This window comes from Pseudomonadales bacterium (assembly GCA_013215025.1).
GTDB lineage: Bacteria > Pseudomonadota > Gammaproteobacteria > Pseudomonadales > DT-91 > DT-91.
In genome coordinates this window covers 1-2083 of sequence record JABSRR010000296.1, presented here as the reverse complement: position 1 = coordinate 2083, position 2083 = coordinate 1, and the positions used below count along the sequence as shown (strand labels likewise).

General features: G+C 47.8%; 2 protein-coding genes. One reads left to right on the top strand and one right to left on the bottom strand.

All coding sequences use genetic code 11. From position 1 onward, the window contains the following. Window positions 1–822, bottom strand: an 822-nt coding sequence (gene ubiG / locus HRU21_13065) for a bifunctional 2-polyprenyl-6-hydroxyphenol methylase/3-demethylubiquinol 3-O-methyltransferase UbiG (GenBank protein NRA43219.1), incomplete at its 3' end; no start/stop codon positions are given. Between the two features lie 158 nt (window positions 823–980). Between ubiG and HRU21_13060 the strand changes: the two genes are divergently transcribed. Then, window positions 981–2072 carry an acyl-CoA/acyl-ACP dehydrogenase gene (locus HRU21_13060; protein NRA43218.1) on the top strand — a complete coding sequence of 364 codons (1092 nt, stop codon included), beginning with the start codon at window positions 981–983 and terminating at the stop codon, window positions 2070–2072. Window positions 2073–2083 lie beyond the last annotated feature (11 nt).

The following is a 2083-nucleotide window of genomic DNA, read 5'->3' as shown; positions in this document are numbered from 1 at the left end:
CTCAAGGCTTGAGGGCTGAGAGCCTGAGTACTCAGGATTTGGAAAACTTGAGGGCTCGGAATTTGAGCCATTTGAGGCATTTGAGGTCTTAGACAACTTAGTGTTTATCGGCTTACTTGCTACGGCCATAAAGTTTACCGCGGTCGAAGCAGAGAGACTGTAAGCCTTCGTGAACGGATTCACTGAAACGCCAACTGCAGGCTGCATATCGCATTGGCTAGCTGCAAGAAGCTGATACATTTCGCGCGGCTTTACAAATCTTCGCCAATCGTGAGTGCCGCGCGGCAACCAGCGCAATATATACTCAGCCCCAATAATCGCAAACAGCCAAGATTTAAGGCTGCGATTCAGCGTAGCAACGACCTGCATGCCGCCAGGTTTTACCGCCGCGCCGCAGGCCTGCATAAACGCGGGTAAATCATCCACATGTTCGACCACCTCCATATTTAGCACCACATCAAATTGACGTTGCTGCACCACGCTAATGTCGCCATGAAGGTATTCAATCGATAGATTAGCTGCGCGGGCATGCGCGCGAGCGATAGCAATATTCTTTTCCGCTGGATCAACCCCAGTAACCTGAGCGCCAAGTTTAGCCATTGCCTCAGAGAGCAAACCTGCACCGCAACCAATATCTAATACTGTCATTGAAGAAAAGTTAGGCTCAAGGCGCTTAGCAAAATGCTGTTTCATTGCCCGTTTGATATACGGCACTCTAATGGCGTTGAGTTTATGTAATGGCCACATGGGCCCCTCAGCGTCCCACCAAACCTCGGCCAATGTATTGAAACGCGCAATTTCTTGATCAATCTGGGTATTCATAATCACAGCTAACTAAATATTGCTTTATTTACGTAACAGACTTGCTCTAAGATGCTTTCGCCCTAGAATTGCTCATTAATTAGACGGTTTTCAACCGTTCTGCATCTAAGCAATTATTGCTCGCGTATCTACGAGTTTAGTTTCAGCTAGGAGCCACTATGAACCTTGGATTTTCCGAAGAGCAGCGCTTTATTCAGGAGCAAGCCAATAACTTTCTATCCGATCAATGCCCTATCGCAGCGGTTCGGGATGTTCTAGAAAGCAATAAAGATTTTGATCAATCACTTTGGCAACAGATGATTGAGCTTGGCTGGACCGCATTATCTATCCCGGAAACATACGACGGCTTAGGCCTGGGCTTTTTAGAGCTCTGCCTGATTGCTGAAGAATTGGGTAAAGTTTTGGCACCGGTGCCGTTCTTAAGCTCCGTTGTGCTGGCGACTGAAGCGATTAAGGCCTCAGAAACCGCTATTCAGCAACAGTGGCTACCGCAGTTAGCCAGCGGTGAAAAAGTCGGCTGTGTCTCACTCAACCCGGAATATGCCAAGCTAAGTATTGATAAGCAGCAGCTTAGCGGAAGCATATGTCCCGTTTTTGACGGCGGCATAGCTGACTTTGTCGTGTTCGCCTACGCTCAGCAATCGGAGATTAAGTTTGGCTTAGCCGAACTGGATCAGGCGGGCGTCTCGATTACCACCCTTGAATCCATGGACCCTAGCAAGAACATTGTAAAGCTAGATTTTGATAAGGCTGCATTTACCGTGCTAGAAATAACTGATGGCGCAGCGCAATTAAGCAATAAACTCCTTAATACAGCTGCCGTCATCACTGCATTTGAACAGTTTGGTGGCGCTGAGAAAGCGATGCAAACCGGTATTGAATATACCAAAAACCGTTATGCTTTCGGTCGTCAAGTCGCTTCATTCCAAGCCATCAAGCACAAGTTCGCCGACATGTTTGTCGCGCTAGAGTTAGCAAAATCTAATGCCTATTATGCAGCATGGGCACTATCAACCGACGCGGACGAATTAGAGCTTGCCGCAGCTACCGCGCGCGTCAGTGCCAGTGATGCGTTCTATGATATCAGTAAAGAAAATATCGAGGTACACGGCGGTATGGGCTTCACCTGGGAATTTGACTGTCACTTGTATTATCGCCGCGCGCAGTATTTATCGGCGGTCATTGGTACCCAACCGCTATGGCAAGACAAATTGGTTAATGCATTGATCAAGCATGGCGTTGCTGCCTAGTACTTTGATTG